Raw genomic sequence first — 26781 nt, forward strand, 5'->3', positions numbered from 1 at the left:
CGGACAGCTCACCGGTGAGCGGAGCCCCCCGGGGCGGCGCCCTCGACTGGCGCACGGAACCGGGTGCCCCCGCCACCGTCCAGGCACCCGAGCTGGCCGACGCGGCCGAAGCCCGCGCCTGGCTCGCGGACCACCACGACGACCTGCGGGCCGGACTGCACCGTCACGGGGCGGTGTACCTGCGCGGGCTGCCGGTCCGCAGCGTGGAGGACTTCGCCCTGGTCCGCGACGAGCTGATCCCGCGGGCGACCCCGTACCGGGAGAAGGCCACTCCGCGCAGCGACTTCGGCGGCGGTGTCTTCTCCTCCACGGACCTGCCCGCCGGACAGGCGATCAGGCCGCACAACGAGAACAGCTACACCCTGACCTTCCCGGGGCTGCTGCTCTTCGGCTGCCTGACCGCGCCCGAGGAGGGCGGCGCCACCCCGGTCGCCGACTGCCGCGAGGTGCTGCGCACCCTTCCGGCCGAGCTGGTCGAGCGGATGCGCGCGTCCGGCTGGATCCTGACCCGCACCTACTCGGAAAGCCTCTCGGTCGCCTGGCAGTCCGCGTTCGGGACGGAGTCCCCCGAGCAGGTCGAGAAGTACTGCGCAGAGAACCACATCTCCTGCGCCTGGGATGCGGACGGCCGGCTGCGCACCAGCCAGCTGCGGCCCGGGGTCGTCCGGCACCCGCACACCGGAGAGGACGTGTGGTTCAACCACCTGGCGTTCTGGAGCCGGTTCTCCCTGGACGACGAGATCCGCGAAGTCCTGTTGGACGAACTCGGGCCGGACGGGCTTCCGTTCGACACCGGGATCGACGACGGCATCCCGCTCACGGCGGCGGACCTGGAGAGCATCAACACCGCGTACGAGAACGCCACCGTGCGCCGCGCCTGGCAGCCGGGCGACCTCCTGCTGGTCGACAACGTCCTGACCGCGCACGCCCGCGACCCCTTCCGGGGCGAGCGCCGGATCGTGGTCGCCATGGGCGAGCCGGTCTCGGTGTACGACTGCGCACCGATCGTCGCCCCGCGCGCGACCGCCGCCACGGCGGTGTCCCATGGCTGACCCGCAGGCCCTGGTGCGCCGGTTCGTGCAGAGCGCCCGGTCGTTCCCGGACCGGGCCGCCGTGCACGGCGCCGACGGGACCCTCACCTTCGCCGAACTGGGCGAGCGCACGGCCCGGCTGGCCGGGGCGCTGCGCGCGCTCGGCGTCGGCCCTGGCGACCGGGTGGGGGTGAGCGTGCCCAGGGGAACGGACTGGGTCGTGGCCCCCCTGGCCGTCTGGCGGGCGGGCGCCGCCTACGTGCCGCTCGATCCGGCGTACCCCGATGACCGGCTCGCCTTCGTCGCGGCCGACGCCGGACTGCGCGCGGTGATCTCGGACACCGGCCGGCCCCCGTGGGCGGACGGCCTGCCGGTGCTGAGCCCCCACCAGCCGGGCCGGCCGGACGAGGAGCCGGAGGAGGCCGTGGGTGACTCGTCCGCCCCGGCGTACGTCATCTACACCTCCGGGTCGACCGGACGTCCCAAGGGGGTGGAGGTCGCGCACGCGGGTGTCGCCGCACTGGTGGCGGGCCTGGAGGAGCGCGGCGTCTACCCCACCGGGCACCGGGTGGTCGGATGGAACGCCAGCCTGTCCTTCGACGCGTCCGTGCAGCAGTGGGTCAGGGTCTGCCGGGGGGACACCCTGGTCGTCCTGACCGACGAGGACCGCACCGACCCCGGCCGGCTGGACGCGCTGCTCGACGAGCACGCCGTGACGGACCTCGACTCCACCCCGTCCCACTGGCAGCTGATCGGTCCGCGGCTGCGGCCCGGCCGGGCCCTGCGGCTGCTGCTCGGCGGCGAGCCGGTGCCCGAGCAGCTGTGGCGGTCGCTGGCCCGGTCGGAGTCGCCGGAGGCGTGGAACCTCTACGGCCCGACCGAATGCACCGTCGACGCCACCGCGACCCGCATCACCGGGGACGCCCCACGCCTCGGCGCCGGCCTGGCCCACGTGCGCGCCCATGTGCTCGACGGCGCGCTCAGGCCCGCCACCAGGGGAGAGCTGTACCTGGCGGGTCCGGCCGTGGCCGTCGGGTACGTCGGACGGCCGGGACTGACCGCCGAGCGGTTCGTCGCGGATCCGTTCGCCGCCGACGGCACCCGGATGTACCGCACGGGGGACGAGGTCCGGCGCCGGCCGGACGGCGCACTGGAGTTCCTCGGCCGCACCGACCGCCAGGTCAAGATCCGTGGGTTCCGGGTGGAGCCCGGCGAGTTGGAGGACCGGCTGCGCGCGCACCCCCACGTCACCGCGGCCGTTGCCGCGCCGCGCTCGGGCCCGGACGGGGACACCTTCCTCGCGGCCTACTACGTCGAGGCACCGGGAGGGAGGGTGAGCGGTGAGGAACTGCGTGCCCACTGTGCCGCCACGCTGCCCGGGCACCTCGTACCGTCCGTCCTCGTGCGGATGGACGTGCTGCCCCTGACCCCGAACGGCAAGGTGGACACCGCCGCGCTGCCCGCCGTCACGTCGGTGCCGAACACCGCCGCCCAGCCTCTCCGGACCGAGCTCGAACGGCTGATCGCCGACGTCTGGGCCGATGTGCTCGGCCGCGAAACCGTCCACGCGGACGAGAACTTCTTCGCCCTCGGCGGCCACTCGCTGGTGGCGCTGCGGGTGGTCTCCCGCCTCAAGCGGGAGGCCGGGATCGTGCTGCGGACCAAGGACGTCTACCGGTTCCCCCGCCTGAGCGACCTGGCCCGCCACGCGGAGTCGGTCCGTGCGGGGGCGGTCTCGTGAGCGCCCCGGACACCACCGTGGTGCGCCTGAAGCACAGCCGTGACCCGGCCCGCACCCTGGTGTGCCTCGGCTTCTGCGGCGGCGGCACCGCGACCTACCACTCCTGGATCCCGGCGCTGCCGCACGACGTGGACCTGGTGGCGATCTGCTACCCGGGGCGCGAAGGCCGCTTCGCCGAGGAGTACGCGCAGACCTGGACCGAGCTCGCCGCGGACGCCGCGCAGGGCGTCGCCTCGGTCGCGGCGCAGGGACCGTACGTCCTGTTCGGCCACAGCATGGGCGGCTGGATGGCCTTCGACGTCACCGCCCGGCTCGCGGCGGCGGGCGTCCCCGCGCCACAGGCCCTGGTCGTCTCCGCCTGCAACGCCCCGGACCGGGGGGTGACCGACCGGGACCGCTTCCTGGCCCAGGGGCAGCGCGACGACGAGCTGCTCGACTGGATGCGCACCCACGGCCTGCTGCCAGAGCACGTCCTCGATGAACCCGAACTCACCGAGATGGCAGTGGAGTTGATGCGTGCCGACCTGTGCGCCCGGGACACCTTCCGCTACACCCCGGGGACCCGGATCGACGTGCCGCTCCAGGTGTTCTCCGGCGACCGGGACCCGGTGATCGGGGACGACGTCGCCTCCCGCTGGGCGGGCCTGACCAGCGGTGCGTTCCGCCACGACGTCCTGCCGGGAGGTCACTTCTACACGCCCGAGACCTGGCGCGACCTTCCGACCCGGATCGCCTCGCTCACGTCTCCCGCCACCGCCGCCCTCTGACGAACGGCCCAACCATGACCTTCTCTCCCGCATTCGGCATCAGCCATGTCGAATTCCACGTCGCCGACGTCGACTCGGCCGCGGCCGAGCTGACCGACCGCTACGGCTTCCGCCCGGTGGCCCGCGCCTCATCCGCCGAGGCGAGCTCCCTCGCACTGCGCCAGGGCCGCATCGTCCTCGTCCTCACCCAGGCACGCTCGCCGCACCACCCGGGAGCCGGCTACGTCCTGGCGCACGGCGACGGCGTCGCCGACATCGCGCTGACCGTGGCCGACGTACCCGCCGTCTTCGACGAGGCGGTCTCCCGCGGGGCGGTGCCGCTCGCGGTGCCGCGCCGCCACCCCGACGGCCGGACCACGGCGGTGCTGGCCGGATTCGGCGACGTGGTGCACACGCTCGTCGATCCCGGGCCCACCGCAATCCCGCCGGGCTTCACCGGGCTGCCGGACGCCGCGCAGGACCGCGACGACGAACTCCTGGAGGAAATCGACCACTTCGCCGTCTGCCTGCCGTCCGGGGAACTGGAGCGCACGGTGGACTTCTACACGCAGGTGCTCGGCTTCCGCATGATCTTCCAGGAGCTGATCAGGGTCGGTGCCCAGGCCATGGACTCCAAGGTGGTGCAGAGCGCCTGCGGCGAGGTCACCCTGACCCTGATAGAGCCCGACACGAGCGCCGAGCCCGGCCAGATCGACCGCTTCCTGGCCGAACACGGCGGCGCCGGCGTCCAGCACGTGGCCTTCGCCTCCCGCGACATCGTCCGGGCCGTCGGCACGCTGCGCGAGCGCGGCGTCGAGTTCCTGAGCGTCCCCGACGCCTACTACACGATGCTCGCCGACCGCCTCGAACTGACCCGGCACAGCACCTCCGAGCTGCAGGGGATCAGCGTCCTGGTCGACGAGGACCACGACGGCCAGCTGTTCCAGATCTTCACCCGCTCCACCCATCCGAGGCGCACGCTGTTCCACGAGGTGATCGAGCGCTTCGGCGCCCGCACCTTCGGCAACGGCAACATCAAGGCGCTGTACGAAGCCGTCGAGGCGGAGCGCCTGAGCACCGGGGCGGTGCCGCGGTGAGCGCTCACGGCACGGGCCGCGACCCCGTACGGCTGGAGGAGTTCGCCGAACTCGCCCGCCGGACACTGCCCCGGGAGGTCTGGGACTTCATCGAAGGCGGCAGCGGCGAGGAACTGACCCTGGCCGCCAACCGCTCCGCACTGGACCGGATCGGGATCGTGCCCCGGGTCCTCGCCGGCGCGGCGGTCAGCGACACCGAGGCCGAACTCCTCGGCGCCCGCGCGGCCCTGCCGGTCGCCGTCGCACCGATGGCGTACCAGCGGCTGGTCCACCCCGAGGGCGAACTCGCCACCGCCCGCGCGGCCGCGGCCGCGGGCGTGCCGTTCACCGTGAGCACGCTGAGCAGCCAACCGGTCGAGGCCGTCACCGCGCTGGGCGGCACCACCTGGTTCCAGCTCTACTGCCAGCAGGACCCGGCGGCCACCACGGAGCTGGTCCGGCGCGCCGAGGAAGCCGGCTGCGCGGCGCTGATGGTCACCGTGGACGTGCCCTCGATGGGCCGGCGGCTGCGCGACCTGCGCAACGGCTTCGCGCTGCCCACCGACGTGGCGGCCGTCCACCTCGACCCGGCCGGTACCCGCCGGGCCCGGGAGCGGCAGCCCGGTGTCTCGGCCGTGGCGCAACACACGGCCGAGACCTTCGCCCGCTCCCTGGGCTGGGACGATCTCGCCCGGCTCCGCGGCGAGACGCGGCTGCCCCTGATCGTCAAGGGGATCCTCGATCCGGGCGACGCCGCCACCGCGGCCTCCGTCGGCGCCGACGCCGTCGTCGTCTCCAACCACGGCGGCCGCCAACTGGACGGCGCGGTGGCCAGCGTGGACATGCTGCCCGCCGTACGCGAAGCCGTCCCCGCCCGCTGCCAGGTGCTGCTGGACAGCGGGATCCGCGGCGGCACCGACGTCCTGAAGGCCCTGGCACTCGGCGCGAGCGGCGTCCTGCTGGGCCGCCCCGTCCTGTGGGGCCTGGCCGCCGACGGCGAGAAGGGGGTGAGGCGGGTCCTGCGCCTGCTGCGCACCGAGCTGCACTCCGCCCTGGAGCTGTCCGGCTGCACCGGCCCGGCCGACGCACCGTGGCTCTCGGTCCGGGGGGCGGCCCGATGACCGCAGCCGTGGTGCTGGACCGCGCGGATCTGCACGCCTCGCTCGCCGACCCGGCCCTGCTGTCGATGAACTTCCTCAACGAGGTGGCCGGGCGCTTCCCCGAGGCGGTCTCCTTCGCCCCCGGCCGGCCCACCGAGGACCTCTTCGACCCGGCCGATCTGCACCGCTACCTCGACACCTACTGCCGCCACCTGGCCGAGCACAAGGGCTACGACGAGGCCCGGGTGCGGCGGGAGCTGTTCCAGTACGGCCGCACCAAGGGAATCGTCCACGAACTCATCGCCCGTCAGCTCGAACGGGACGAGGGCATCACCGTGGACCCGGAGGCCATCGTGGTCACCGTGGGCGCCCAGGAGGCCCTGTGGCTGGTGCTGCGCGCCCTGCGCGCAACCGACCGTGACGTCGTGCTCGCGGTGGACCCCACCTACGTCGGCCTGACCGGCGCCGCCCGGCTGGTGGACCTGCCCGTGCGGCCGGTCCACGAAGGCCCCCGGGGTGTCCGCCCCGAGGACGTGCTGGAGCGGATCCGGGAGGTCCGCGCGGCGGGTGAGCGGCCCCGGGCGCTGTACCTGGTGCCCGACTTCTCCAACCCCAGCGGCCACTCCATGGACGTGCGGACCCGTCACCGGCTGCTGGAGATCGCCGCCCAGGAGGACATCCTGCTCCTGGAGGACAACCCCTACGGCTACTTCCGGGCAGCCGAGAGCGGCAGGCCCCCGACGCTGAAGGCGCTCGACACCGGGCAGCGCGTGGTCTACCTCGGGTCGCTGGCGAAGACCTGCTTCCCCGGCGCCCGGGTGGGATTCGCCGTGGCGGACCAGCGCGTCGTGGGCTCGGAGGAGACCCTGCTCGCCGACGAGCTGTCGCGGGCCAAGAGCATGGTCACCGTCAACACCTCACCGGTGAGCCAGGCCCTGGTGGGAGGCATGCTGCTGGAACACGGCGGCAGCCTGCTGCACGCCAACCGGCGCCAGATCGGCATCTACCGGCGCAACCTCGGCCGACTCCTCCAGGGCCTGCACCGACGCTTCGCCGAACTGCCCGGGGTGCGCTGGAACACCCCCGCGGGCGGCTTCTTCGTGGTGCTCACCGTGCCGTTCCCCGTCACCGACGAACTGCTCGAACACGCCGCCGTACGGCACGGCGTGCTCTTCACCCCGATGCGCCACTTCAGTGACAACGACCGCACCCACCGCCAACTACGCCTGTCCTGCAGCTCCTTGACCCCCGACCAGATCGAGACGGGGCTGGACCGGCTGGCTGCCCTGGTCGCCGAGTGCACCTCGACGCCGGGTGCCTGAGCCCGCGACGGACACGACCCGAGAAGGGACTTGCATGTACACCGAAGCGAGCGGTTCACGGCGGTCGCTCATCCGCCCCCTGCTCGCCGCCGTCCGCCGCCACCATGCCTCGGTGGCGGTCGTCGACCGCGGCGTCCGGCACACCTACGCCGAACTCGACCGGCTGTCCGCCGAGATCGCCGGCGGCCTCGCCGCCCGCGGCCTGGGACCGGGCCACGTCGTCGCCGTCCACGGCCACCGGTCCTGGGCACGCTGCGCCGCCGTGCTCGGCGCCTGGCGGGCCGGGGCCGGCGTGGTCTGCGTCGACCCCGGCATGCCCGCGCCCCGGGCCGCGAAGATCACCCGGTTCAGCGACCTCGTGCTGCGCGCCGACGACGCCGGGCCGACCGGCCCGGGCGGCAGCGAGCACACCGTCGACGAGGTGCGCGGCAACCCGCTGGAGGTACCCCGCGAAGGACCGGTCGGCTACGTCATCCCCACCTCGGGATCCACCGGCGAGCCCAAGTCGGTGGCCGTGCCGCCGGGAGTCCTGGCCGCCCTCGGCGACTGGCACCTCCGGCACTGGTCCTACGACCGCCCGCCGCACACCCTCCAGGCGGCGTCCATCGGCTTCGACGTGGGATACGAGGAACTCGTCGCCACCTGGCTCGCCGGAGCCCGGCTGGTCGTCGTGGACGACCACCAGCGCCAGGACCCCTTCACGCTGATGGACCTGATCCGCGAGCACCGGGTGGCCCGGCTCTTCCTGCCGGTGGTCGGCCTGCACGCGCTGGCCACGGCCGCCGCGTTCGAACCGGACGCGATGCCCGACCTGCGGGAGATCGCCGTGGCGGGCGAACGCCTGGTCGTCAACGCCGAGGTGCGCAGCTTCTGCGCGTCGGGCGGCATCACCCTGGTCAACGAGTACGGGCCCAGCGAGACCCACGTCGTCACCCAGCACCGGCTGACGCCCCACCAGGCCGCCGACTGGCCCGACCACCCGCCGATCGGACGCGCGGTCGCCGGAGCGGAACTGCTCCGCCACGCGGACGGCGCACTGCGGCCCTTCGCCCCGGGCGAGGAGGGCGAACTGATCGTCGCCGGCGACAGCGTAGGCCTCGGCTACCTCGGCGACCAGGAGCTCACCGACGCCAGGTTCCGCACCCTGCCGCACGAGGACGGCACGGCGCGCCGCTGCTACGCCACCGGCGACCTGGTCCGCTTCGACGGCACCGACTTCCACTTCGTGGCCCGAGCCGACGACCAGCTCAAGGTGAACGGCTACCGCGTCGAGCCCGGCGAGGTCGAAGCGGTCCTCAACGCGCTGCCGGGCGTGCGCCGCGCCGTGGTGGTGGCCGTGGAGGTCGCCGGCTCCCGCCGGCTCGCCGCCGCATACACCCCGACCACGGCCGACGGCACGCAGCCCGAACTGCTCGCCGCGCACTGCGCCGCGCACCTGCCCGCGTACATGGTGCCCAAGCACTTCCACGCCCTGCAGGAACTGCCGGTGACCGCGAACGGAAAGGTCGACCGGGCCCGGCTGCGCACGCTGTTCGGCACGGTCCGCACCGCCTGACCGGCCCGCGACAGAACGAGAACGAGCGAGAACGAGGCAGACAACGATGGAGAACGACGTGACGACGCCGGAGCAGATCCTGTGCGGCGTACTGGCGGACCTGTTCGCGATACCGCAGGTCCGGCCGCAGGACGGCTTCGTCCGGCTCGGCGGCGACAGCATCATCGCCGTCCAGGTCGTCGGTGCCGCCCGCCGGGCCGGACTGGCCCTCACCGTCCGCGACGTGCTGACCCAGCCGGACGTGGCCTCGCTGGCCGCCACCGCCCGACCGCTGGCCCCCGCCCGCCGGAGCGGCCAGGACGACGGCATCGGGCCGATCCGGCCGACACCGATCATGCACTGGCTGCGCGAGCGCGGCGGACCGGCCGACAGCTACTACCAGTTCCTGGTGGTGCGCACCCCGGCGGAACTGACCGAGGAGGCCGCCCACTCGGTGCTGCAGGCCGTCCTCGACCGGCACGACATGCTCCGGCTGCACACGGTCGACGGAGTGCCGCACACCCGGGCGGCCGGCACCGTCCGGGCCGAGGACTGCCTCCTGCGGGTCCGCACGGACGGCGCGGACACCGCCGGCGAGGTGGAACGGGCCGGCGAGGTGGAACGGGAGGTGCACGCGGCCCGGGACCGCCTGTCGACCGCCGACGGCGTGCTCCTCCAGGCCGTCTGGTTCGACGCGGGCCCGGCCCGGCCCGGCTGCCTCGCCCTCGTCGTCAACCACCTGGTCGTCGACGGCATCTCCTGGCGGGTGCTGACCGGCGACCTGGCGCAGGCATGGGCGGCGGTCACAGCCGGCCGCGCGCCACGCCTCGACCCCGTGCCCACCTCCTTCCGGCGCTGGTCCGAACTGCTCGCGGCGGAAGCCGCCGACGACCGGAGCGCCGCCGAACTCCCGTACTGGAGCGAGGTGCTGCGCCCGGGAGCCGACACCCTGGGCCGCCGCCCCCTCGACCCGGCCCGCGACCACGAGGACCTGGCCGCACACCTCGCCCTGAGCCTTCCCGCCGCCACGGTCGGACCGCTGCTGACGTCGGTGCCCGAGAGGCTGGGCGCGGACACCAACGAGCTGCTGCTGACCGGCCTCGCACTCGCCCTGGCCCGCTGGCCGGTCTGCGGGCCGAGCCTCCTGGTGGACCTGGAGGGGCACGGCCGCGAGGAGATCCCCGCCGAGGCCGACCTCTCCCGCACGGTCGGCTGGTTCACCACCCTCTTCCCCACCCGCTTCACGCTGGACGGACTGGACGCACCCGACGCCGCGCACGGCGGCCCCACCATCGCCCTCGCCCTGCGGAGGACGAAGGAACAGCTGCGCGCGATCCCCCGCAAGGGGCTCGGCTACGGTCTGCTGCGCCACCTCGACCCGTACGCCCGCCAGGTGCTGGCCGCCACGGACCCGGCGCAGCTCGGCTTCAACTACCTCGGCCGCTTCGGCGCCGCGGCCGACGCCGACTGGCAGCTGCTGCCCGAGTACGGTGCCCGGCTGGACGCCCCCGGCCCCGGCATGCCCATGGCGCACCCCGTCGAGGTCAACGCGTTCGTCCTCGACTCGGCGGACGGGCCCGTCCTGCACGCCGTCTGGGCCTGGGCGCCGGGCGTCCTCGACGAGCCGCAGGTACGCGCACTCGCCGAGTCCTGGTTCCGGATGCTCGCCGCCCTCGTCGCCCACGCCGACCGCCCGGACGCCGGCGCCGCGGTCGCCGCCGATCTCACGCTCTCCACGATCGACCAGGACGAGCTGGACGACCTCGCAGCCTCCCTCGACGTCCTCTGACCCTCGACGTCCTCTGACGCACTCCAGAAAGCGAACCCACCCCATGAACACCAGCCAGCCGGCGATCGAGGACGTCCTGCCGCTCTCCCCGCTGCAGGAGGGCATGCTCTTCCACTCCGGGTACGACCCGGAGTCCAGGCACCTCTACATCGCGCAGTTCACCGTCGACCTGGACGGCGCGCTCGACCCGGACCGGCTCAAGGAGGCCGCCGACGCCCTGGTGCGCCGCCACGCCAACCTCCGGGTCGCCTTCACCCACCGCAGGAACGGCGACCCCGTCCAGGTGGTCCGCCGTGACATGCCGCTGGCCTGGCAGGAGCACGACCTCGGCGGCCTCGACGCACCGGCCGCCGAGGCCCGCGCCGCCGAACTGACCGAGCAGGACTGGGCCCTGGGCGTGGACAGTCGCCGCCCGCCGCTGCTGCGCTTCACCCTCGTCAGGCTCGGCGCCACACGGCACCGGCTCCTGGTGACCGCCCATCACCTGCTGCTGGACGGCTGGTCGTTCGGACTGCTCTTCCGCGAACTGTTCACCCTCTACGGGAACGGTGAACTGCCGCCCGTCCGGCCGTACCGCACCTACCTGACCCATCTGGCGCAGCGCGACCGCCCGGCGGCCGAGCAGGCCTGGCGCACCGTACTGGCCGGTCTCGACCAGCCCACCCGGCTCGCTCCGGGCGGCCAGGTGTCGCCCGGGGCCACCCCGGAGGACGTGGTCCTGCACCTGGACGAGCAGCAGACGGCGGCCCTGACCGCCCGGGCCCGGGAGTGCGGCCTGCTGCTCACCAGCGTGATCCAGGGTGCCTGGGCCGTCCTGCTCGCGCGCAGCACCGGCCACGACGACGTCGTGTTCGGCTGCACGGTCAGCGGCCGGCCCGCGGAACTGGCCGGCTCCGACCGGATGATCGGCATGCTCATCAACACCGTGCCGGTGCGCGCCCGGATCGACGGATCCGCCCCGCTGCGCGAGACCTGCCGGGCGCTGCAGCACCAGCGCGCCGACCTGGCCGACCACGACCACCTCGGACTGACCGAGCTCCAGCGCCTGGCCGGTTCCCCGGCCGCCCTCTTCGACACGAACCTGGTCTTCGAGAACTTCCCGATGAGCGACTACGCGCTCGACCTGCCGGGCGTCGACCTGGACGCGCGGATCCGGTTCCGGGACACCACGCACTTCCCGCTCACCCTGGTCGTCGAGCCGGGCGCCTCACTCGGGCTCAGGCTCAGCCACCACGCCGAACTGCTCGACCGCGAGCGGACGGCGGAACTCGGCGCCCGGCTGGTACGGCTGCTGGAGCGGTGGGCGGCCGACCCCGACGCCCCGGTCAGCGCCCTCGACACCCTCACCGCCCAGGAGCGCGGCCGCGTCCTCGTGGACTGGAACGACACGGCCGCCGACTTCCCCGCCCAGGCCCTGCCCGAACTGATCGAGGCCCAGGTCGCCCGCACCCCCGAAGCCACCGCCGTCGTCTTCGAGGGGCAGCACCTGAGCTACCGCGCGCTCGACGAGCGCGCCGGCCGCCTGGCGTCCGTGCTGACCGCCCGCGGCATCGGGCCGGAGAGCCTGGTCGCAGTCGCGCTGCCGCGCTCCCTGGACCTGATCGTCGCCCTGTGCGCCGTGCTCAAGGCCGGCGCCGCGTACCTGCCCGTCGACCTCGGCCAGCCCGAGGCGCGCAACCTCGGCATCATGGCGGACGCCGCTCCGGCACTGCTGCTGAGTTCCGGCTGGCAGGCGCCGGGAACGCCGACCCTGCGCCTGGACGCGCCGCTCCCCGAGGCCGAGCCCGCTCCCCGGCCCGTCCTCGACCCCCGCCACCCCGCCTACGCCATCTTCACATCGGGCTCCACCGGCCGCCCCAAGGGCGCCCTCGTCTCCCACGAGGCCATCGTCAACCGGCTGGAGTGGATGCAGCGCACCTATCGGCTCGGTCCCGACGACCGCGTGCTGCAGAAGACGCCGTGCGGCTTCGACGTGTCGGTGTGGGAGTTCTTCTGGCCGCTGCTGACCGGCGCCACCCTGGTGGTGGCCCGGCCCGACGGCCACCAGGACCCGTCGTACCTGGCCGAGCTGATCGAACGCGAGTCCGTCACCACCGCGCACTTCGTGCCGTCCATGCTGGACGCGTTCCTCAGCGGGCCGGACGCGTCGCGGGCCCGCTCGCTGCGCCGGGTGATCAGCAGCGGCGAAGCGCTCTCCCCGCACACCCAGGAGACGTTCTTCCGCACCCTCCCGGACACCGAGCTCCACAACCTCTACGGCCCGACCGAGGCCGCCGTCGACGTCACCCTGTGGGCCTGCCGGCCCGGCCCCGGCCCCGTCCCGATCGGACGGCCCGCCGCCAACACCCGTGCGTACGTGCTCGACGGCCGCCTCGAACCGGCCGCGCCCGGCACGGCCGGTGAGCTCTACCTAGCCGGCGTCCAGCTGGCCCGCGGCTACCTCGGCCGGCCCGGCCTGACCGCCGAGCGGTTCGTGGCCTGCCCCTTCGCGCCGGGCGAGCGCATGTACCGCACCGGTGACCTGGTGCGCTGGCGCCCGGACGGCGTCCTGGAATACCTGGGACGCACCGACGACCAGGTGAAGATCCGCGGCTTCCGGATCGAGCTCGGCGAGGTGCAGAACGCCGCCGCGGGCTGCGAGGGCGTCGCCCACGCGGCCGTCGTCGTCCGCGAGGACCGGCCGGGCGATCCTCGGCTGGTCGCCTACGTGGTGCCCGCCACGGGCGCCGACCCGACGCCCGCCGCGCTGCGCCTCGCCCTGGCCGCCGTGCTGCCGGAGCACATGGTGCCGGCGGTGGTCGTCCTCGACGCCCTGCCGGTGACGCCGAACGGGAAGCTCGACCGACGGGCCCTGCCCGCACCCGGCCACCGCACGGGCGGCCGCACCGGGCGCACCGCCCACGAAGAAGTCCTGGCAGGCCTGTTCGCCGCGGTGCTGGGCCTGCCCGAAATCGGCGTGGACGACGACTTCTTCGACCTGGGCGGCCACTCCCTGCTGGCCATGCGCCTGGTGACCCAGGTGCGCGGCGCCCTCGGCGTGGAACTGGGGGTCCGCGAGGTCTTCAACACCCCCACGGTCGCGGGCCTCGCCGCCCGCCTCGGCGGCGCGGGCGGCGCCCGCCCGGCGCTGCGGCCCGCGCAACGCCCCGCCCGGCTGCCGCTGTCCGCCGCCCAGCGGCGGCTGTGGTTCCTGGACCGCCTCGACGGGCCGAACCCCGCCTACCACAGCGCGGTGGCCGCCCGGCTCAGCGGCCCGGTCGACGTGCCCGCGCTGCGCGCGGCGCTGGCCGACCTCGCCGAACGGCACGAGATCCTGCGCACCGTCTACCCGGAGGTGGGCGGCGAGCCGTGCCAGCGCGTGCTGCCCGCGGCCCCGTTGGAGCTGGAGATCCTCGACGCTGCCCGGGCCGACGTCGCCGAGGTCGCGGGCCGCGCCTTCGACCTGGCCGTGGCCGCCCCGGTCCGTGCCGCCCTGCTGACGGCCGGAGCCGACGAGCACACCCTGGTCCTGGCGCTCCACCACATCGCCACCGACGGCGAGTCCTGGGGACCGCTGCTCGGCGACCTCGCGGCGGCGTACGCGACCCGGCGGGAGGGCCGGGAGCCGGACCGCGCACCGCTGCCGGTGCAGTACGCCGACTACACGCTCTGGCAGCGGGACCTGCTGGAGGGCGTGGCGCAGGAGCAGCTCGCCCACTGGCGCGAGGCGCTGTCCGGGCTGCCCGAGGAGCTGGCACTGCCCACCGACCGCCCCCGCCCGGCGGTGGCCGGCCCGGCGGGCGACGCGGTCGCCTTCGACCTGGACGCCGCACTCACCGGCGAGCTCGAAGCGCTGGCACGGGAACACGGCTGCACCCTGTTCATGGTGCTCCAGGCGGCGCTCGCGGTGCTGCTGTCCCGCCTCGGCGCGGGCACGGACATCCCGCTGGGAACGGTGGCCGCGGGCCGCTCGGACGAGGCGCTGGACGACCTGGTCGGCTTCTTCGTCAACACCCTGGTCCTGCGCACCGACGTCTCGGGCGACCCCGCCTTCGGCGAGCTGCTGCGCCGGGTACGGGAGACCGACCTGGCCGCGTTCGCCCACCAGGACGTGCCCTTCGAACAGGTCGTCGAGGCGGTGAACCCGCGCCGCTCGCTGGCCCGTCACCCCCTCTTCCAGGTGGCGCTGACCCTGCGGCGCGCGGCGTCCACGGCCGCCGTGGAGCTGGCCGGGCTCACCGCCGACACCACCGAAGTCGACATCACCGAGGCCGAGTTCGACCTCGCGTTCCAGTTCACCGAGGAGCACGGCCCGGCGGGCGGGCTGCGCGCCGTGGCCAAGTACCGCACCGAGCTCTTCGACCGCGACACCGTCCGCACCCTCGGCGCACGGCTGCGCACGGTCCTGGAGTCGGCGGTCTCCCGGCCGCGCGCACGGGTGTCGGAGCTGGAGCTGCTGCTGCCCGGGGAGCACACCCGGCTGGTCGGGGAGCGGCCGGCCGCCGCGCCCTCGCGCCCGGATGCCCCCGCGGGAGTCCACCTGGCGTTCACCCGCCAGGCGGCCCGCACCCCTGACGACGTCGCGCTCAAGGCCGGACCGGTCGAGCTGACGTACCGCGAGCTCGACGAGCGCGCGAACCGGCTCGCGCACCGGCTGACCCGGATCGGTGTCGGCACCGAGACCCCGGTCGGCGTGCTGATGGGGCGTTCCCCCGACGTGGTCGTGGCGATGCTGGCCGTCCTCAAGGTCGGCGGCGCCTACGTACCGCTGCACACCGGACACCCCGCCCCGCGCATCCAGCGGATCCTCGACGACGCCGGCTGCCCGGTCCTGCTGGTGGACGAGCGGTTCCACCGGCTGGGACTCGACTGCGGGCAGACCGTCCTGGTGAACGGAGCCGAAGCCGACGGCGCGGCCGGAACCGGCGACGGCGACCCCGCCGCCCCGCCGGCGCGGTGCCGACCCGACCAGCTGGCCTACCTCATGCACACCTCGGGCTCCACCGGCGAACCCAAGGGCGTCGCCGTCACCCACCGGGACGTCCTGGACCTGGTCGCGGACCGCGGCTGGCACACCGGTGGACCCCAGCGCGTGCTGTTCCACGCCCCGCACGCCTTCGACATCGCCGACTACGAGCTGTGGGTGGCCCTCCTGTCCGGCTGGCAGGTGGTCGTCGCCCCCGAGGGCGACCTCACCGTCGCCGCACTCGGTGCACTCATCCGCGACGAGCGGATCACGGCCGTCCACCTCACCGCCGGACTGTTCCGGGTGGTCGCCGAGGAGCACCCCGGCATCCTGGCCACCGTGCGCGAGGTGCTGACCGGCGGCGACGTGGTCAGCCCCGCCGCGGTACGGGCGGTGCAGGCCGCCTGCCCGGCCACGGCCATCCGCCACCTGTACGGCCCGACCGAGGTGACCCTCTGCGCGACCTCCCACCTCGTCACCGGCCACGCCGACGGCCCGGTGCCGATCGGCCGGCCGCTGGACGACACCCGCGTCCACGTGCTCGACGACCGGCTGCGCCCGGTGCCGCCCGGCACCCCCGGCGAGCTGTACGTCGCCGGTGCCGGAGTGGCGCGCGGCTACCACCGGCGGCCGGCCGCGACCGCACAGCGATTCGTCGCCGACCCCTTCGGCGCACCCGGGACCCGGATGTACCGCACCGGCGACCTGGCCCGCCTGCGGACGGACGGCCTGCTGGAATTCCTCGGCCGGGCCGACGAGCAGGTGAAGGTCCGCGGCTTCCGGGTCGAGCCGGGCGAGGTCGAGGCCGCGCTCGCCGCCTGCCCGGGCGTACGCCAGGCCGTGGTCACCGCCCGGGCGGCCGGGGACGGCGAGAAGCGGCTGGTCGGCTACGTGGTCGGCGCAACGTCCCGGTCCGACGTGCGCGCCCGCCTCGCCGGCCTGCTGCCGGACTACATGATCCCCGCGCACATCGTCGTCCTGGACGACCTGCCGCTGACCGTCAACGGCAAGGTGGACTACCGGGCCCTGCCCGAACCCGCGCCGTCCACCGCAGGCGGCCGCCCGCCGCGCAACCCCCGGGAGGAGATCCTGGCGGGTCTCTTCGCCGAGCTCCTGGGCCTCGACACCGTCGCCGCCGACGCCGGCTTCTTCGACCTGGGCGGCCACTCCCTGCTCGCGACCAGGCTGGTCAGCCGCGTCCGCACGGCCCTGGGCGTCGAACTGTCGCTGCGGGACGTCTTCCGGGCGCAGACCGTCGCCGCGCTGGCCGAGCTGGCGGGCCGCGCCGGGCAGGCCCGGCCGTCACTGCGCCGGACACCGTGGGCGCAGGAGCCCCCGCTGTCCTTCGCCCAGCACCGGCTGTGGTTCGCCCAGCAGGCGCAGGAGCAGTCGGCGGATCACAACGTCCCCTTCGCCTACCGGCTGCACGGCCCGCTGGACGTGGCCGCCCTGACCGCGGCACTCGGCGATCTCATCGCCCGCCACGAGGTGCTGCGGACCCTGTTCGACGAGATCGACGGGGAACCCCGGATCCGGCTGCGCACCGCGGCACAGGTACCGGTGACGCTGCGGTGCGAGCGCCTCACCGAGGCGGACCTGCCCGGGGCCGTACGCGAGGCGGTGGGCCACCACTTCGACCTCGCGCAGGACCTGCCCCTGCACGCCCGGCTCTTCGAACTGGGCGGCGACGCATGGGTGCTGGTGCTGGTGGTGCACCACATCGCCACCGACGGCTGGTCCTGGGCGCCCCTGCTGGGCGACCTGGCGACCGCCTACGCCGCCCGGCGTGAAGGCCACGCGCCCGACTTCGAGCCGCTCCCGGTGCAGTACAGCGACTACACCCTGTGGCAACGCGAGCTGCTCGGGGCGGAGCACGACCCGAACAGCCTGATCCGCCGCCAACTGGACTTCTGGAAGAAGGAACTGGCCGCTGCCCCGGCCGAGTTGGCCCTGCCCCACGACCGGCCCCGGCCGGCCGTGGCGAGCTTCGCGGGCGGCTCCGTCCCGGTGGAGCTCGACGCGGACCTCCACGCCCGCCTGCTGGAACTCGCCCGGCAGCACGGCTGCACCCTGTTCATGGCGCTCCAGGCCGGCCTCGCGGTTCTGCTGTCGCGCCTGGGCGCGGGCACCGACATCCCCATCGGCACCGTGGTCGCGGGCCGCTCGGACGAGGCACTGGACAACCTCGTCGGCTTCTTCGTCAACACCCTCGTGCTGCGCACCGACGTCTCCGGCGATCCCACCTTCACCGACCTCCTGCACCGGGTGCGGGAGACCGACCTCGCCGCCTACGAGCACCAGGACGTGCCCTTCGAACGGGTCGTGGTCGACCTCAACCCCGAACGCTCCCTGGCCCGCCACCCCCTCTTCCAGGTGCTGCTCCAGGTGCAGAACGAGCCCCCGGCCCTGCCCCGACTGGCAGGCCTCGACGCACAGGCGCACCCCGTCGAGTGGCAGGTGTCGAAGTTCGACCTGGGCCTCGACCTCGGCGAACAGCGCGCGGCGGACGGCAGCCCGCTCGGCCTCACCGGCGAACTCACCTACGCCACCGAACTGTTCGACCACCGGACCGCCGAGCGGATCGCGCAGGAGCTGGCCGCCGTGCTGCGGCACCTCGCGGCCGACCCCGGGCAGCCGGTGGGCACGCTCGCGCGACTGCCGCACCCCGCCCAGGACCGGCCGTCCGAGAACGCGGCCGCACCGGACACCGGCGACGGGACCGAACAGCGGGTCCGCGAGCTGTACGCGCAGGTGCTCGGCAAGGAGTCGGTCGGCCCCGACGACAACTTCTTCGCCCTCGGCGGCCACTCGCTGCTGGTGACCCGCCTCATCAGCCGGATACGGGCGGAGCTGGGCCGCGAGCTGAAGATCCGCGACCTGTTCCAGAACCCCACGCCGGCCACCACCGCCGCCCGACTGGCCGCCGCACCCCTGGCGCGCCCCGCACTGCGCCCCACCAAGTCCTGAACCCGCCCGTCGCACACCCGCACGTCGTACACCCGCACGACCCAGGAGGTCCTGTGTTTCCCGTTTCGTTCGCCCAGCGGCGGCTGTGGTTCCTCAACCAGATGGGCGAGACCGGCTCGGCCTACAACTGCCCGCTGGCCACCCGACTGCACGGCCCGCTCGACGTGGCCGCCCTCGACGCGGCGCTCGGCGACCTCGCCGCCCGCCACCACGTGCTGCGAACCGTGTTCCCCGAGGCCGACGGAGAGCCCGTTCAGCAGGTGTCGGACCGCCTCCCGCACCTTCGGGTCACCCCGGCGACGGAGGCCGGCCTCGCGCCCGCCCTCGCCGAGGAGGCCGGGCACGTCTTCGACCTCACCGCCGAACTCCCGCTTCGAGCAAGGCTGTTCGACCTGGGCGGCGACGAATGGGTGCTGCTGCTGGTGGTGCACCACATCGCGACGGACGGCTGGTCGTGGGCGCCCCTGCTCGGTGACCTGACGGCCGCCTACGCGGCCCGGCACGAGGGCCGGGCGCCCGACTTCGAGCCGCTGCCGGTGCAGTACACCGACTACACGCTGTGGCAGCGGCAGGTCCTGGGGGAGGAGGACGACCCGGACAGCCTGATCACCGGCCAACTCGACTTCTGGAAGAAGGAGCTGGCAGGAGCCCCCGCAGAACTCGCCCTGCCCCACGACCGGCCCAGGCCGGCCACGTCGAGCTTCACCGGAGGATCGGTCCCCGTCACCCTGCCCGCCGACCTGCACGCGCGGCTGCTGGGCCTGGCCCGGGACCACGGCTGCACCCTGTTCATGGTGCTCCAGGCGGGCCTGGCGGTCCTCCTGTCCCGCCTCGGTGCAGGCACCGACATCCCCGTCGGCACGGTCGTCGCGGGCCGCTCGGACGAGGCACTGGACGACCTGGTCGGCTTCTTCGTCAACACCCTGGTGCTGCGCACCGACGTCTCCGGCGACCCCGCCTTCACCGAACTCCTCCACCGCGTACGCGAGGCCGACCTCGCCGCCTTCGAGAACCAGGACGTCCCCTTCGAGCGGGTCGTCGGTGCCGTCAACCCCGAACGCTCCCTCGCCCGCCACCCCCTCTTCCAGGTGATGATGACGCTGGAGAGCGGACACGACCCGGCGTTCACCCTGCCCGGCACGCGCTGCGCCGAGCAGCCGGTCGGCTGGGACATCGCCAAGTTCGACCTGACGGTGGACTTCCACGAGCAGACGGACAGCGACGGCACCCCGGCCGGGGTCACCGGAGCACTGGAGTACGCGACGGACCTCTTCGACCGCGAGACGGCCACGGACCTGGCGGCCGGCCTCGCCCGCGTACTGGAGCGCCTGGCCGCCGACCCCGGCGTGCCGCTCTCCCACGTCGACCCGCTCTCCGCCGAACAGCGCGAGCAGGTCCTGATCCAGTGGAACGACACCGCGGCCCCCGTCCCGCCGCAGACCCTCCCGGAGCTGTTCGAGGCGCAGGCCGCCCGCACCCCCGACGCAACCGCCCTGGTCTTCCAGGACACCGCCCTGAGCTTCGCCGAACTCGACGCACGCGCCAACACCCTGGCGCACCGCCTCGCCGACCACGGGGTCGGCCCCGAGCACCGCGTCGCGCTGGCCCTGCCCCGCTCCGCCGTCTCGGTGATCGCACTCCTCGCCGTACTCAAGGCCGGCGCCGCGTTCGTCCCGGTCGACACCGACTACCCGCCCGAGCGCATCGCCCGCCTGCTGCGCACCACGACCACCGTCGTCACGGACCTCGCCACCACGGCGACCCTCCCCGACACCGGCGCCACCCACGTCCTCGCCGACGCCCCCGGCCACTACCCGGACACACCCCTCGGCCGCGAGATCCACCCTCACAGCGCCGCCTACGTCATCCACACCTCCGGATCCACCGGCGAACCCAAGGGCGTGGTGATCGACCATGCCGGACTGCGCAACCTGTACGCCTTCCACCGAGCCGGCGTCATCTCCCGCGCACAGGAGATCGGCGACGGCCGCAGGATGCGCATGGCACTCACCGCCGCGCTCTCCTTCGACACCTCCTGGGAGGGCCTGCTCTGGATGGTCGCGGGCCACGAACTCCACCTGATCGACGACGACACCCGCCGCGACGCCGCCGCCCTGGTCCGGCACATCGCCCGCGCAGGCATCGACGCCCTCGACGTCACCCCGACCTACGCCGAGCAACTGGTCGAGGAGGGACTGCTGGACGACCCCGCACACCGACCCCAGGTGCTGCTGCTGGGCGGTGAAGCGGCGGGCGCAGCCCTGTGGACCCGGGTCCGCGAGGCCGACGGGATGCTGTGCCACAACCTCTACGGCCCCACCGAGTGCAGCGTCGACACCCTGTGGTGGGACGCGGCCCACAGCGAGCAGCCGCTGGTGGGACGACCGATCGCCAACACCCGCGCCTACGTGCTCGACGACCGGCTGCGCCCGGTCGCCCCCGGCGTACCCGGCGAGCTGTACCTGGCCGGCCCGAGCCTGGCCCGCGGCTACCTCGACCGCCCCTCGCTCACCGCGCAACGCTTCGTCGCCTGCCCCTTCGAGGCCGGCGGCCGCATGTACCGTACGGGTGACCTGGTCCGCTGGGACCGCGAGGGCCGCCTCGAATACCTGGGACGCGCGGACGACCAGGTCAAGATCCGGGGCTTCCGGATCGAACCCGGCGAGGTGGAGGCCGCGCTGCGCGGCTGCCCCGAGGTGGCCCAGGCCGCGGTGATCGCCCGGGACACCGGCCCCGGCGGAAAGCGCCTGGTGGCGTACGTGACCGCGGCAGCGGGCCGCACCGTGGAGGCCGGCGCCCTGCGCAAGCGGCTCGCCGCCGGCCTGCCCGACCACCTGGTGCCCTCGGCCATCGTGGCCCTGGAGACGCTTCCGATGAACCGCAACGGGAAGCTGGACCGCGCCGCGCTGCCCGCGCCGGACTTCACCGCGCAGATCTCCTCGCGGGGGCCGCGCGGCCCCCGCGAGGAGATCCTGGCGGAACTCTTCGCTCAGGTGCTCGGCCTGTCCGCCATCGGCGCCGACGACGGCTTCTTCGACCTCGGCGGGCACTCCCTGTTGGCCACCCGCCTGCTCTCCCGCATCCGTGCGACCCTCGGCGGCGAGCTCGGCATCCGGGACCTCTTCCAGCACCCCACCGTGGCCGGGCTCGCCGCCCGCCTCGGCGACCTCGACGGCCCGGGCCGCGCCCGCCCGGCCCTGACCCCGGCCGCGGACCGCCCGGACACCCTGCCCCTGTCGCCCGCCCAGCGCCGGCTGTGGTTCCTGAGCCGCGCGGGCCAGGGCACCGGCTACCACTGCCCGTTCGCCCTGCGGCTGCGCGGCCGCCTGGACACTCACGCGCTGTCCCGGGCCCTCGCCGACGTCATCGCCCGCCACGAAGGACTGCGGACGGTGTTCCCGGAACAGGACGGCGAGCCCTACCAGCAGGTGCTGCCGGCCGACGTCGCGATACCCCTCGACGTCGTGCCGTGCGGCCCCGAGGGCACCGCCGAGGCCCTCGACGCCCTGGTGGCCCGTCCCTTCGACCTGGCCGGGCGCCCGCCCGTGCGCGCGGCGCTCCTGGCCGTCGGCGCGGACGAGTGGGTGCTGGTGCTGGTGGTCCACCACATCGCACTCGACGGCTGGTCCTGGGAGCCTCTCTTCCGTGACATGGCCGACGCCTACCGGGCCCGGACCGAGGGACACGACCCCGACTGGTCGCCGCTTCCGGTGCAGTACGCGGACTACACCCTGTGGCAGCGGCAGGTCCTGGGCGAGGAGGACGACCGGGAAAGCCTGGTCTCACGCCAGCTCGCCTTCTGGCGCGAGGAGCTGGCCGCCGCACCGGCGGAACTCGCCCTGCCCTATGACCGGCCCCGTCCGGCGACGGCGACCTTCGCGGGAGGCTCGGTGCCGGTGGAACTGGACGCCGACCTGCACGCGCGGCTGCTGGGCCTGGCCCGGGAACACGGCTGCACCCTGTTCATGGTGCTCCAGGCGGGCCTGGCCGTCCTCCTGTCCCGCCTCGGTGCGGGCACCGACCTCCCGATCGGCACCGTGGTCGCGGGCCGCTCGGACGAGGCACTGGACGACCTGGTCGGCTTCTTCGTCAACACCCTGGTGCTGCGCACCGACGTCTCCGGCGACCCCACGTTCGGCGAACTCCTCCGCCGCGTACGCGAGGCCGACCTCACCGCGTACGAGAACCAGGACGTCCCCTTCGAGCGGGTCGTCGAGGCGCTCAACCCCGAACGCTCCCTCGCCCGCCACCCCCTCTTCCAGATCCTGCTCCAGGTGCAGGACGGCGCCGAGGACGCCGCGCTCGAACTCGCCGGACTCGACGTCCGCAGTGAACCCTTCCGCTTCGACGTCGCGCAGTTCGACCTGACCGTCGACGTCCGGGAACGCCGCGCCGCCGACGGTACCCCCGCAGGGATCGGCGGCTTCCTGGAATTCGCGGCCGAACTGTTCGACCACACCACGGCCCAGGACATCGCCGCCGCCCTGGAACGGGTGCTGCACCTGCTCGCGGCGCAACCCGACCGGCCCGTCGGCGCGGCCGACCCCCTGACGCGGGCCGACCGGCAGCGTCTGCTGACGCAGTGGAACGACACCGCGCTGCCGGTGCCGCCCGCGACCCTCCCCGAACTGTTCGAGGCCCAGTGCGCCCGCACCCCGCAGGCCACCGCCCTCGTGCACGGCGCCACGAAGATCACCTTCGCCGAGCTCGATGCCCGGTCGAACCGTCTGGCCCACCGCCTCGCCCGGGCCGGCGCGCGCCCCGAGCAGGTGGTCGCGCTCGCCCTGCCCCGCTCGCCCGCAGCCGTGTGCGCCCTGCTGGCCGTCCTCAAGGCGGGCGCGGCGTTCGTGTTCGTCGACCCGGACCACCCCGCCGAGCGGATCGCCCACATCCTGACCGACTGCGCCCCGGCGCTCCTGGTCACCGACCGCGAAACCACCCACCGGCTCCCGCTGGACGCGGCCCCGCACATCCCCCTCCTCCTCATCGACGACCGGAACGCGACCGCGGCCGAGCCCTGCGAGAGCCCCGCCCGCACGCCCCGCCCCGCCGACGCCGCGTACCTGGTGTACACCTCCGGCTCCACCGGCCGCCCCAAGGGCGTCGTCGTCGACCACGCGGCCCTGCGCAACCTCCACGCCTTCCATCGCGCCCACACCATCCCGGCCGCCGAACGAGCCGACGACACGAGGCAGTTGCGGGTGGCACTCACCGCCGCCCTGTCGTTCGACGCCGCTTGGGACGCCCTGATGTGGATGGTCGCCGGGCACGAACTGCACCTCATCGGCGACGACGTCCGACGTGACGCCGCAGCCTTCGTCCGGCACATCGGCGACGCAGCTCTCGACGTCGTCGACGTGACCCCCACCCACGCCGCCCAACTGGTGGCGGAAGGCCTGCTCGACGCCCCGCCGCGGATGCTGCTCATCGGCGGCGAAGCAGCCGACGAACAGCTCTGGAGCCGGCTGCGCGGCACGCCGGGAATGCGCTGCCACAACCTCTACGGCCCCACCGAGTGCACGGTCGACGCCCTGTGGTGGGACACCGCCCGCAGCGAACACCCCCTGGTGGGCGGCCCCGTCGCCAACACCCGCGCGTACGTCCTCGACGCGGCGCTTCGCCCGGTGGCGCCGGGCGTGCGGGGCGAGCTGTACCTGGCGGGCGCCGGACTGGCGCGGGGCTACCACCGCAGGCCGGGGCTGACGGCCCAGCGGTTCGTGGCGTGCCCGTTCGAGGAGGGCGCCCGGATGTACCGCACGGGCGACCTGGTGCGCTGGGACCGCGAAGGGCGGCTGGAGTACCTCGGCCGCACCGACGACCAGGTGAAGATCCGCGGCTTCCGCGTCGAACTCGGTGAGGTCGAGGCGGTGCTCGCAGCCGCCCCCGGCATCGCCCAGGCCGCCGTGACCCTGCGGTCCGACGGTCCGGGCGGCGGCAAGCGGCTGGTCGGGTACGTGGTCCCGGCCCAGGACGGTGCCGCGGTGGAGCCCTCCGCGCTGCGCGCCCACGTGGCCGGGGCCCTGCCGGCCCACATGGTCCCGTCCGCGGTCGTCGTGCTCGACGCTTTCCCGCGCACGCCCAACGACAAGCTCGACCGGACGGCGCTGCCCGCACCGGATCCGGCCCACACGGCGGGAGCGGCGCGACGGGCACCCCTGACCCGGCGGGAGGAGGTCCTTGCGGGCCTGTTCGCCGAAGCGCTGGGCCTGCCCCACGACTCCGTCGGCGCCGAGGACGGCTTCTTCGACCTCGGCGGACACTCCCTGCTGGCAGCCCGGCTGATGTCCCGGGTCCGGAAGGCCCTCGGCGAGGACCTGGGTGTCCAGGACCTCTTCGCGGCCCCCACCGTCGCGGGCCTCGCCGCCCGCGTACCGGAGCGTGGCACCACGGAGCCCGGCGGTACGGACGACGCGCTCGCCCCCCTCGTCACCCTGCGGTCCGGCGCCGACGGCGAGCCCGCCCTGTTCTGTGTCCACCCGGGCGCCGGCACCGGCTGGGTGTACCGGGCCCTCCTCGACCACCTCGATCCGGAACGGCCCGTCCACGCGCTGCAGGCCCGTGGTCTCGGCGAGCCGGGGTCGCAGCCCGCGAGCGTCGCGGAGATGGCCGACGACTACGCCACCCTGATCCGCACGGTCCAGCCGAGCGGCCCCTACCACCTCCTGGGCTGGTCGTTCGGCGCGCTGGTCGCCCACGCGGTGGCGGTGCGGCTCCAGACGGACGGCGAGGACGTGGCGCAGCTCGTGCTCCTGGACGGCTACCCGGCCACCGGGACGCAGCCACAGACCGGCTCGGCCGCGGCGGACCCCCTGCGGGACCTGCTGGACTCGCTCGGCTACCCGGCACAGGAGCCGTCCTGCGCAACGGGGTTCGCCCCGATGACCCTCACCGACCTCCTCCGCGCGGCCCGGACGGCGGACGGCCCGCTGGCGGCCTTCGACGAGGGGACCATCGCCGCGCTGGGGGAGGCGTACGTCCATCACGACACGCTGGCAGCGGCCCACCGTCCGGGCGTCTTCCGGGGTGACCTCACGCTCGTCGGCGCCGCGCACGAGGCCGACGCACCGGGGCCCGGGACCTGGCAGCCCTACACCTCGGGCCGCATCGACCACCACGAGGCACCGTGCACGCACGGCGAGATGATGGCCGCGAAACCGGCCTCGCAGATCGCCGCGCTCCTGGGCGAAGGCGTGGCCCGTCGATGAGCACGCCGACGAGTACGCCGACGAGCACGACGACGAGCACCACGACGAGTACGACACCCCGCGCCCTGCGCCGGCGCGACTTCCGCCTCCTGTGGGCCGGCGAGTCCGTCAGCCAGTTCGGCAGCGCGACCACCCGCGTGCTCCTGCCGTTGATCGCGGTGAACACACTGGACGCAGGCTCCTTCACCATGGGCCTGCTGGGCGCCGCGGCCTGGGTGCCGTGGCTTCTGCTCGGCCTGCCCGTAGGGGCCTGGACCGACCGGATGAGACGCCGACCGGTGATGATCGTGTGCAACACGGTGTCGGCGGTGCTGATGTTCTCCCTGACGGCGGCGCACTGGCTGGGCCTGCTCACGACCGGTCAACTCCTTCTCGTCGCCCTCCTGTCCGGCACCGCCGACGTGTTCTTCCGCGCGGCCTACAGCGCGTACGTCCCCGCCCTCCTGCCGCAGGAGGAACTGGCGGACGGCAACGCCAAGCTCCAGACCAGCGAGTCCGCCGCCGAGGTCGCGGCCCCGGGGGCGGGCGGCGTGCTGGCCCAGACGGCGAACGCGGCCCTGGGCTTCCTCGCCGACGGCCTGAGCTTCCTGATCTCGGCCGTGCTGCTCACCCGGATCCGAGCTCGCGAGAGCCCGCCCGGCCGCGAGGAGCGGGCGGGAGCCGACCGGTCCCTGGCCGCCGAGATCCGGGAGGGCATCGCGTTCCTCGCCCGGGACCCGTTCCTGCGGACGATCCTGGCGTGCGACGCGGCGATGAACCTGTTCCTGGCCGGCGCCCAGTGCCTGGCGATCGTCTTCCTCAGCCGGACGGTCGGCGTCGGCGGCGGTGTCATCGGCGTCCTGATCGCCCTGACCGGCCTCGGCGGTGTCCTGGGCGCAGTGATCTCGCCCCGCCTGGCCCGCCGGTTCGGCACCGCCCGTGCGGTCATCCTCTGCGCCTTCTGCAGCGGCCCGTTCGGACTGCTGATCCCGCTCACCACGGACGGCACGGGCCTACTGGCCTTCCTGGTCGGCGACTTCTGCCTGATGACCGGGGTCGTCGCCGGAAACGTGATCATCGTGAGCTTCCGTCAGGCCTACTGCCCCCCGGACATGCTCGGCAGGGTGAGCTCCAGCATCCGCTTCGTGATGTACGGGACGATTCCGATCGGCAGCCTCCTCGGGGGAACCCTGGGCACCGTCCTCGGCGACCGGGGCGCCCTGTGGCTGCTGTACACGGGCAACGCGCTCTGCGCCCTGCTCCTCCTCACCGGCCCCCTGCGCACCCGACGGGAACTGCCGGTGCCGTGAGGCGAAGCGGCGGTGCGGCGGCACCCGGATGCGCCC

At 74.3% G+C, this 26781-nt stretch carries 11 protein-coding genes; all 11 read left to right on the forward strand.

Translation table 11 applies throughout. The annotated features are described in order from the left end of the window. Positions 1-14: 14 nt before the first annotated feature. Genes BX285_RS19555 through BX285_RS19605 form a run of 11 tightly spaced genes read left to right on the forward strand, consistent with a single transcriptional unit; the run spans position 15 to position 26745 of the window. Positions 15-1052, forward strand: a complete 1038-nt coding sequence (locus BX285_RS19555; RefSeq protein ID WP_121177690.1) for a TauD/TfdA family dioxygenase — start codon at positions 15-17, stop codon at positions 1050-1052. Beyond that, positions 1045-2772 (forward strand): non-ribosomal peptide synthetase, encoded by a 1728-nt coding sequence (locus tag BX285_RS19560; protein WP_121175985.1) that lies wholly within the window; start codon positions 1045-1047, stop codon positions 2770-2772. Before BX285_RS19555 ends, BX285_RS19560 begins: the two co-directional genes overlap by 8 nt. Continuing rightward, positions 2769-3539: a thioesterase II family protein gene (locus tag BX285_RS19565; RefSeq protein ID WP_097239158.1), complete on the forward strand. Its 771-nt coding sequence runs from the start codon at positions 2769-2771 to the stop codon at positions 3537-3539. Before BX285_RS19560 ends, BX285_RS19565 begins: the two co-directional genes overlap by 4 nt. A 14-nt stretch (positions 3540-3553) precedes the next feature. After that, complete coding sequence (hppD, locus tag BX285_RS19570; RefSeq protein ID WP_121175987.1) at positions 3554-4615, forward strand: 4-hydroxyphenylpyruvate dioxygenase; 1062 nt, start codon at positions 3554-3556, stop codon at positions 4613-4615. After that, entirely contained in the window at positions 4612-5715 is a 1104-nt protein-coding gene (locus BX285_RS19575) for an alpha-hydroxy acid oxidase (protein WP_121175990.1), read from the forward strand. The genes hppD and BX285_RS19575 overlap by 4 nt, the downstream gene beginning before the upstream one ends. After that, on the forward strand, positions 5712-7016 hold the full coding sequence (locus BX285_RS19580; protein WP_121177693.1) for a PLP-dependent aminotransferase family protein: 1305 nt from the start codon (positions 5712-5714) through the stop codon (positions 7014-7016). The genes BX285_RS19575 and BX285_RS19580 overlap by 4 nt, the downstream gene beginning before the upstream one ends. Before the next feature lie 34 nt (positions 7017-7050). Next, positions 7051-8571, forward strand: coding sequence for an AMP-binding protein (locus BX285_RS19585; RefSeq protein WP_121175992.1), 1521 nt, complete (start codon positions 7051-7053; stop codon positions 8569-8571). A gap of 46 nt (positions 8572-8617) precedes the next feature. Beyond that, positions 8618-10339, forward strand: a complete 1722-nt coding sequence (locus BX285_RS19590) for a condensation domain-containing protein (protein WP_121175995.1) — start codon at positions 8618-8620, stop codon at positions 10337-10339. Between the two features lie 43 nt (positions 10340-10382). Further along, complete coding sequence (locus BX285_RS19595) at positions 10383-18251, forward strand: amino acid adenylation domain-containing protein (protein ID WP_121175997.1); 7869 nt, start codon at positions 10383-10385, stop codon at positions 18249-18251. A 53-nt stretch (positions 18252-18304) separates the two neighbouring features. Further along, positions 18305-25456, forward strand: a complete 7152-nt coding sequence (locus BX285_RS19600; RefSeq protein WP_121176000.1) for a non-ribosomal peptide synthetase — start codon at positions 18305-18307, stop codon at positions 25454-25456. Beyond that, positions 25453-26745 (forward strand): MFS transporter, encoded by a 1293-nt coding sequence (locus BX285_RS19605; RefSeq protein ID WP_121176002.1) that lies wholly within the window; start codon positions 25453-25455, stop codon positions 26743-26745. Before BX285_RS19600 ends, BX285_RS19605 begins: the two co-directional genes overlap by 4 nt. Positions 26746-26781: the final 36 nt, after the last annotated feature.

The sequence above is a fragment of the Streptomyces sp. 1114.5 genome (assembly GCF_003635085.1).
Taxonomy (GTDB): domain Bacteria; phylum Actinomycetota; class Actinomycetes; order Streptomycetales; family Streptomycetaceae; genus Kitasatospora.

Excerpts from the sequence above, each read along its gene's own strand:
- BX285_RS19595 (WP_121175997.1), top strand. The coding sequence starts at position 10,383 with ATGAACACCAGCCAGCCGGCGATCGAGGACGTCCTGCCGCTCTCCCCG.
- hppD (WP_121175987.1), top strand. The coding sequence starts at position 3,554 with ATGACCTTCTCTCCCGCATTCGGCATCAGCCATGTCGAATTCCACGTC.
- BX285_RS19605 (WP_121176002.1), top strand. The coding sequence starts at position 25,453 with ATGAGCACGCCGACGAGTACGCCGACGAGCACGACGACGAGCACCACG.
- BX285_RS19590 (WP_121175995.1), top strand. The coding sequence starts at position 8,618 with ATGGAGAACGACGTGACGACGCCGGAGCAGATCCTGTGCGGCGTACTG.
- BX285_RS19560 (WP_121175985.1), top strand. The coding sequence starts at position 1,045 with ATGGCTGACCCGCAGGCCCTGGTGCGCCGGTTCGTGCAGAGCGCCCGG.
- BX285_RS19585 (WP_121175992.1), top strand. The coding sequence starts at position 7,051 with ATGTACACCGAAGCGAGCGGTTCACGGCGGTCGCTCATCCGCCCCCTG.
- BX285_RS19580 (WP_121177693.1), top strand. The coding sequence starts at position 5,712 with ATGACCGCAGCCGTGGTGCTGGACCGCGCGGATCTGCACGCCTCGCTC.